This is a genomic window from Xanthomonas sp. SHU 308 (assembly GCF_000364645.1).
Classification (GTDB): Bacteria; Pseudomonadota; Gammaproteobacteria; order Xanthomonadales; family Xanthomonadaceae; genus Xanthomonas_A; species Xanthomonas_A sontii.
The window spans coordinates 1-7,019 of record NZ_AQOK01000034.1; the positions used below are offsets into that span (position 1 = coordinate 1).

Consider the following 7,019-nt stretch of genomic DNA (forward strand, 5'->3'; position numbering starts at 1 on the left):
CCCCGAAGGGGCGGATGAGGGTACGGGCGAAGCCTCGTGCGCCCGACCTTCGCGAGTCGCTGCGCGCCGTACCCTCACCCCAACCCCTCTCCCGGGGGGGAGAGGGGCGATCTGCGTGCCGCTCAGCGGTCGTCGACCAGGCTGCCGCCGGGCAGGAACACCCAGGTGCGGGTCACCTGCAGGATGTCGACGTTGTCGTCGGTGCGCGGCAGTGGGGGGAACGGCTGCGCCAGTTGCACGATCCGCAGTGCGGCGGCGTCGAGCATCGGCACGCCGCTGGAGCGCAGGATGCGGCTGCTCTCCAGGCTGCCGTCGCGGCGCACGCCGACGCTGATCACTACCTGGCCGCCGAGCCGGCGCCGCCGCGCTTCGTCGGGATAGTTGAGGTTGCCGACGCGCTCGGCGCGGTCGACCCAGGCGCGCAGATAGTTGGCGTAGGCGTATTCGCGGGTGCTGGCGGAGACGAACTTGCGGTTGGGGCGCTTGGCGTATTGCTCCGAGCGCAGGTGCACCTCGGCGGCCAGCCGTGCCATCTCGGCATCGCGCTGTTCGCGCTGCGCGTCCACCGGCCGTTGCGGGTCGTCGGTACGCGGCTGGGTCTGCGCCACCGGCAGCGGCTGCTCGCCGCGCGCGCTGCTGACCACGCGCGGGGTCGGTTCCGGTGCCGCGGCCGCGGTCTGCGCACGCAACGCCTGCGGCGCCAACCCGTCCTGGCGTTGTGGCACCACGCCGGGCTGGCTGTCGCGCGGACGTTGCGGCGTGTCGTGGTCGCCGCCGCCCTGCTGGTTGGCCTGGGCCAGGAAGTCGGCCTGTTTCGGCGTCAGCGGCGTGCTGGTCTGGCTGAAGATCACGTCCAGCGTCGGCACCAGCGGTGCGTCGTCGTCGATCGCGAAGCCCACGCCCAGGATCAGCAGCCCGTGCACGATCAGCGACAGCACCAGGGTGGCGCTGAGCCGTTCGCGCTCGCCGATGCGCGGCGCGGGCGTCGCGGCGGCCGCGCTCATCGCGCCGGGTAGGCCTCGATGGCGTCGAACAGCAGCCCGGCGATGTTGAGCCCGAACTGCGCGTCCAGCTCGCGCACGCAGGTGGGGCTGGTCACGTTGACCTCGGTGAGGTAGTCGCCGATCACGTCCAGGCCGACGAAGCGCATGCCGCGCCGCTTCATTTCCGGGCCGACCTGGGCGGCGATCCAGCGGTCGCGCTCGCTCAGCGGGCGGCCTTCGCCGCGGCCGCCGGCGGCCAGGTTGCCGCGGAACTCGTCGCCCTGCGGAATCCGCGCCAGGCAGTAGTCCACCGCCACGCCGTCGACCAGCAGGATGCGCTTGTCGCCGGCGCTGATGTCCGGGATGAAGCGCTGCGCCAGAGCCAGCTTGCGGCCGCCGTCGGTCAGCGTCTCCAGGATCACGTTGAGGTTGGGGTCGCCGGTGCCGCTGCGGAAGATCGACCGCCCGCCCATGCCGTCCAGCGGCTTCAGCACGGCCTGGCCGTGCTCCAGCACGAAGGCCTTGAGCGTGGCGGCGTCGCGGCTGACCAGCGTCGGCGGACAGCATTGCGGGAACAGCAGGGCGGCCAGCTTCTCGTTGAAGTCGCGCAGGCCCTGCGGGTCGTTGACCACCTGCGCGCCGGCGCGCTGGGCCACGCTGAGCACGTGGGTGTCGTACAGGAACTCCGCATCGAACGGCGGATCCTTGCGCATCAGCACGACCTGGCCGGGACCGAAGGTCAGTTCGGCGAACGCGTCCAGCTCGAACCAGCCGGCCTTGTCGTCGCGCACCCGCAGCGGCGCGGCCTGGGCGGTTGCGCAGCCATCGCGCAGGGTCAGCCCGCCGGGGCGCACGTAGTGCAGGCGATGCCCGCGGCGCTGCGCTTCCAGCAGCATCGCGAAGGTCGTGTCTTTGGCGATCTTGATGCTGGCGATGGGGTCCATCACCACGATGACATCGAACGGCATGGGGGCACCTGAGAGACTGAGCGGAAGATGGTAGCGGGTCGGCGGGGGCGCCGCGCATCGGGTGTCGGGCGCGGCTGCGCGGTGTCGCACGTTATCCGCCAAACTGTGACATAGTTTGTGCTGTTACGTGGTTCAACGCAGACCGGCAGCGGCGGCCTTGACAGTCGCAGCGGGTCTTGGGATACATGGCGTTTCGCAGCGAAGCCGGATCCGATGAAGCGTCGCGCGCTTGGGGGCAAGTGATGAGTGAAAACACGACTGCGGGTGGGGAACTCGCAGGCTTGCGGGTCATGGTGATCGACGATTCGAAAACGATCCGTCGTACTGCCGAAACGTTGCTGAAGCGCGAAGGGTGCGAAGTGGTGACGGCGACCGACGGCTTCGAGGCGCTGGCCAAGATCGCCGACCAGCAGCCGCAGATCATCTTCGTGGACATCATGATGCCGCGGCTGGACGGTTATCAGACCTGCGCGCTGATCAAGGGCAACCAGCTGTTCAAGGCCACGCCGGTGATCATGCTGTCTTCCAAGGACGGCCTGTTCGACAAGGCGCGCGGGCGCATCGTCGGGTCCGAGCAGTACCTCACCAAACCCTTTACACGCGAAGAGCTGCTGGGCGCGATCCGTACATACGTCAACGCCTGACCAGGGGGAAAGGCAGCATGGCCCGTATCTTGTTGATCGAGGACTCACCGACCGACCGGGCGGTGTTCACGCAATGGCTGGAAAAAGCCGGGCACCAGGTCCTGTCCACCGACAACGCGGAGGACGGGATCAAGCTGGTACGCGAGCAGGCGCCGAACCTGGTGCTGATGGACGTGGTGCTGCCGGGCATGAGCGGCTTCCAGGCCACCCGCGCGCTGTCGCGCGACGAGGCCACCCGGCACATCCCGGTGCTGATCATCAGCACCAAGAGCATGGAGACCGACAAGGTCTGGGGCATGCGCCAGGGCGCCACCGACTACATCGTCAAGCCGCCGCGGGAAGACGAGCTGATCGCCCGCATCAATCAACTGGTGGGCTGACATGCGCTCGCCCTTCGACATCCTCGAGGCCTACGAGCGGCGCAGCCTGGCGCACGCCGTGCAGATGCCCGAACGCGCCTTCGACGACGACGTCTGGCGCGGGGTCGGCTACCGCGTCGGCAAGCGCCACCTGGTCTCGGATTTCCGCGAAGTGGTGGAGATCGTGCGCATGCCGCCGGTCACCCCGGTGCCGGGCGCGCAGCCGTGGCTGCTGGGCGTGGGCAACCTGCGCGGCAACCTGTTCCCGGTGGTCGACCTGAAGCAGTTCCTGGAAGGCGAGCGCACCGCGCTGCAGGAAGGCCAGCGCGTGCTGATCATGCGCCAGAGCGGCGGCGACGTGGCCCTGACCATCGACGAGCTGTTCGGCCAGCGCAGTTTCACCGAGACGCAGGCGGTGGAGCCGGGCGATCTGGCCCAGGGCCGCTACGCGCACTTCATCGACCGCGCCTTCCGCGGCGACGCCCAGGACTGGGGCGTGTTCTCGCTGTCGCTGCTGTCGCGCACTCCCGAATTCCGGCAAGCCGCCGCCTGAGCGCGCGCGCTGCCTCCGCATCGAAGACCGAGGTCGCATCATGAGTACTGCTCCGGACGCCCGCAAGGCCAGCAAGCTCGGCAGCGTGGGCACGAGTTTCTGGCTGGGCCTGCTGGCGTTGTCGCTGGTCGTGTTCGGCGCCAACACCGGCGTGGCCACCTGGCAGGGCAATCGCCTGGCCGGCGCCAGCACCGGCGCGGCCGACCTGCAGGTGCTGTCGCAACAGCTGGCCAACCAGGCCCGCGACGCAGTGTCCGGCAACGCCGAGACCTTCAAGCAGTTCAAGCAGACCAAGGCGAAGGTGGAGAGCACCGTCGCCGAGCTCAACGCACGCTACGCCAACGAAGCCGGCGTGTCCGCGCCGCTGCAGACCCTCAACGGCACCTGGGCGCCGCTGGCCAAGAACGCGCAGCAGGTGGTGGACAGCGAACCGGCGGTGCTGGCGCTGGCCGGCAACGCCGACCGCTTCGTCGGCGGCGTACCGCAGCTGCAGGCGCAGTTGAACGAGGTGGTGCGCGCGATGACGGTCGGCGGCGCGCCCGCCGCGCAGATCTACAACACGCTGCAGCAGGTGGTGGTGGCCGGCACCATGGCCCGCCGCGTCACCGAAATGCGCGCCGGCGGCCGCGGCGCGGCCAGTGCAGGCGACGCGCTGGCGCGCGACGCGGTGGTGTTCGGGCAGATGCTCGAGGGCCTGCGCAACGGCAACGAGGAACTGGGCATCGCCCCGGTGCGCAACGCCGCCGCATTGGCCGCGCTGGAGCAGTCGCAGGCGCAGTGGGCGGAAATGAAGAAGGACCTGGACGCGCTGCAGGCCAGCTCGCGCAGCCTGTTCGCCGCGCAGTCTGCCGCCGCGGCGCTGACCGCCGGCTCGGGCAAGATGCTGGAGGACAGCAAGAAGCTGTTCGACGCGTTCTCCGCGTTCGGCTCGACCCGCGACACCCGCCTGTTCCCGAATTTCTGGCTGGGCGTGATCTCCGGCCTGCTGGCGCTGCTGTCGATCGTCGGCTTCGTCTGGACCACGGTGCGCAGCCGCAGCCGCGAGCAGGAAATCCGCCTGCAGACCCAGGTGGAATACAACAGCCGCAACCAGCAGGCGATCATGCGCCTGCTCGACGAAATCAGCTCGCTCGGCGAAGGCGACCTGACCGTCAAGGCCTCGGTCACCGAGGACATGACCGGCGCCATCGCCGACGCGATCAACTACGCCGTCGACGAACTGCGCCACCTGGTGACCACCATCAACGACACCTCGGCCAAGGTCGCCGTGTCCACCGAGGAAACCCAGGCCACCGCGCGCCAGCTGGCCGAGGCGGCGGGGCACCAGGCCGAGCAGATCGGCTCGGCTTCCGTGCGCATCAACGAAATCGCCGCCAGCATCGAGCAGGTCTCGCGCAACTCCACCGAGTCGGCGGAAGTGGCGCAGCGCTCGGTGGTGATCGCGGCCGAAGGCGCCGGCGTGGTCCGCGAGACCATCCAGGGCATGGACCAGATCCGCGACCAGATCCAGGAGACCTCCAAGCGCATCAAGCGCCTGGGCGAGTCGACCCAGGAGATCGGCTCGATCGTGGAACTGATCAACGACATTTCCGAGCAGACCAACATCCTGGCGCTCAACGCCGCGGTGCAGGCCGCCTCGGCCGGCGAGGCCGGCCGCGGTTTCGCGCTGGTCGCCGACGAAGTGCAGCGCCTGGCCGAACGCACCTCCGGCGCCACCCGCCGCATCGAAGGCCTGGTGCAGACCATTCAGGCCGATACCAACGAAGCGGTCAGCTCGATGGAGCAGACCACCTCCGAAGTAGTGTCCGGCGCGCGCCTGGCCGAGGACGCGGGCACCGCGCTGACCGAGATCGAACGCGTGTCCAATGCGCTCAACACCCTCATCAAGAACATCTCCATCGCCGCGCACCAGCAGTCGGCGGCGGCGATCGACATCACCCAGACGATGGACGTGATCCGGCAGATCACCGGACAGACCTCGCAAGGCGCGGGACAGACCGCCGAATCGATCGGCCGCCTGGCGCAACTGGCGGCGGACCTGCGGCGCTCGGTCGCCGACTTCAAGCTGCCGGCGTAAGTGGGCCGGAACCGGGTGGAAGGAAGCGCACATGACGTACCGTGAACAACTCCCGCATCCCGTCGCCGCGCTCGCGCGGCACGGCGCGTGCCCGGCCGCGGAGACGCGGCGATGAGCGCGCTGCGCGATGCGATGAGCCATGCCGCGCTGGGCTGGGTCAAGCCGGAACTGGACGAGACCCTGCGCCAGGTCCGCGGCGAGATCGAGGCCTTCGTCGAGGAACCGGCCGACACTGGCCGCATGCGTTTTTGCGCCGGCTACCTGCACCAGGTGCAGGGCACCTTGCGCATGGTCGAGCTGTACGCGCCGGCGATGGTCGCCGAGGAACTGGAACTGCTGGCGATCGCGGTGCAGAACGGCCAGGCGGTCGACCGCGACGAGGCCTGCGCCACGCTGATGCGCGGCACCGTGCTGCTGCCGGACTACCTGGAACGCCTGCAGGATGGCCACCGCGACATTCCGATCGTGCTGCTGCCCTTGCTCAACGAGATCCGCGCCGCGCGCGGCGAAGCCGGCCTTAGCGAGGGCGCGCTGTTCGCGCTGGCGCCTGACGCGGCCGCCGCCACCGAGGCCGAACTGGACCATGCGCGCGGTAGCCTCGCCGGGCGCAACCGCGAACTGCTCGACACCGTCGGCACCGCGATCAAGGAAGAACTGCTGCGGGTCAAGGACGCGCTGGACCTGCATCTGCGCACCGACGGCGACGTCGCCGCGCTGCAGACCCAGGTCGACGAGCTGGGCAGCGTTGCCGATACCCTGGGCGTGATGGGCCTGGGCGTGGCGCGCAGCGTGGTGGTGCAGCAGCGCGACGCGCTGCGCAGCATCGTCGATGGCGCCCGCGCGGCCGACGAAGGCCTGCTGCTGGATATCGCCGGTGCGCTGCTGTACGTGGACGCCTCGCTCGACGACCAGGTCGCCTATCTCGGCGCCGGCGGCGACGTGCACGACGACGCCAGTGCCGCCGAGGCGCGGCGCACGGTGGAAGTGCTGGCGCACGAGGCCATCGCCAATTTCGGCAGCGCCCGCGAGCACTTCGTCGCCTTCATCGAGACCAACTGGGACCATGCGCGCCTGGACGAGGTGCCGCGCCTGCTCGCTGAGGTCGCCGGTGCCCTGCGCATGCTGGAACTGCCGCAGCCGGCCGATTACCTGGAAGGCGTGCGCCGCTACGTCGGCACCGAGCTGATCGGCAAGCGCCGCGTGCCCAGCGGCCGCCAGCTCGACACCCTGGCCGACGCGATGGCCAGCCTCGAGTACTACCTGGAAGCGCTGCGCGAGCGCCGCCCCGGGCGCGAGGAGATCCTCGACATCACCCGCAGCAGCCTGGAAGCGCTGCGCTACTGGCCGCTGCCCGACACCGCGCCGGCCGCGCCGGGCGTGTTGCCGAGCGCGAGCGAGGCGGCCGAATCGGTTGCGCCGCTGCCGCCGGTGGCCA

Annotated in this window: 7 protein-coding genes; 5 read left to right on the forward strand and 2 right to left on the reverse strand. The window is 69.9% G+C overall.

What is annotated here, in order from left to right:
• Positions 1–122 precede the first annotated feature (122 nt).
• Positions 123–1,004: an energy transducer TonB gene (locus tag D588_RS0101800; protein ID WP_017910261.1), complete on the reverse strand. Its 882-nt coding sequence runs from the start codon at positions 1,002–1,004 to the stop codon at positions 123–125.
• Positions 1,001–1,951 (reverse strand): glutathione synthase, encoded by a 951-nt coding sequence (gene gshB / locus D588_RS0101805; RefSeq protein ID WP_017910262.1) that lies wholly within the window; start codon positions 1,949–1,951, stop codon positions 1,001–1,003. The genes D588_RS0101800 and gshB overlap by 4 nt, the downstream gene beginning before the upstream one ends.
• A gap of 242 nt (positions 1,952–2,193) precedes the next feature.
• Here gshB and pilG point away from each other — a divergent pair, with 242 nt between their 5' ends.
• The 5 genes from pilG to D588_RS23775 form a co-directional block, all read left to right on the forward strand.
• Positions 2,194–2,595 (forward strand): twitching motility response regulator PilG, encoded by a 402-nt coding sequence (gene pilG, locus D588_RS0101810; RefSeq protein WP_003472648.1) that lies wholly within the window; start codon positions 2,194–2,196, stop codon positions 2,593–2,595.
• Between the two features lie 17 nt (positions 2,596–2,612).
• Positions 2,613–2,975 (forward strand): response regulator, encoded by a 363-nt coding sequence (locus tag D588_RS0101815; RefSeq protein ID WP_026143267.1) that lies wholly within the window; start codon positions 2,613–2,615, stop codon positions 2,973–2,975.
• Between the two features lies 1 nt (position 2,976).
• Positions 2,977–3,507 carry a chemotaxis protein CheW gene (locus tag D588_RS0101820; protein ID WP_017914762.1) on the forward strand — a complete coding sequence of 177 codons (531 nt, stop codon included), beginning with the start codon at positions 2,977–2,979 and terminating at the stop codon, positions 3,505–3,507.
• Positions 3,508–3,547: 40 nt separating this feature from the next.
• A complete protein-coding gene (locus D588_RS0101825; protein WP_017910265.1) occupies positions 3,548–5,584 on the forward strand; it encodes a methyl-accepting chemotaxis protein in 2,037 nt (678 codons plus the stop codon).
• Positions 5,585–5,695: 111 nt separating this feature from the next.
• The coding region (locus tag D588_RS23775) for an Hpt domain-containing protein (protein WP_043083057.1) at positions 5,696–7,019 on the forward strand (1,324 nt) is incomplete at its 3' end.

Bases quoted from the DNA above. Each gene is read 5' to 3' on its own strand.
- D588_RS0101800 (WP_017910261.1), bottom strand. From the start codon at position 1,004: ATGAGCGCGGCCGCCGCGACGCCCGCGCCGCGCATCGGCGAGCGCGAA.
- gshB (WP_017910262.1), bottom strand. From the start codon at position 1,951: ATGCCGTTCGATGTCATCGTGGTGATGGACCCCATCGCCAGCATCAAG.
- pilG (WP_003472648.1), top strand. From the start codon at position 2,194: ATGAGTGAAAACACGACTGCGGGTGGGGAACTCGCAGGCTTGCGGGTC.
- D588_RS0101815 (WP_026143267.1), top strand. From the start codon at position 2,613: ATGGCCCGTATCTTGTTGATCGAGGACTCACCGACCGACCGGGCGGTG.
- D588_RS0101820 (WP_017914762.1), top strand. From the start codon at position 2,977: ATGCGCTCGCCCTTCGACATCCTCGAGGCCTACGAGCGGCGCAGCCTG.
- D588_RS0101825 (WP_017910265.1), top strand. From the start codon at position 3,548: ATGAGTACTGCTCCGGACGCCCGCAAGGCCAGCAAGCTCGGCAGCGTG.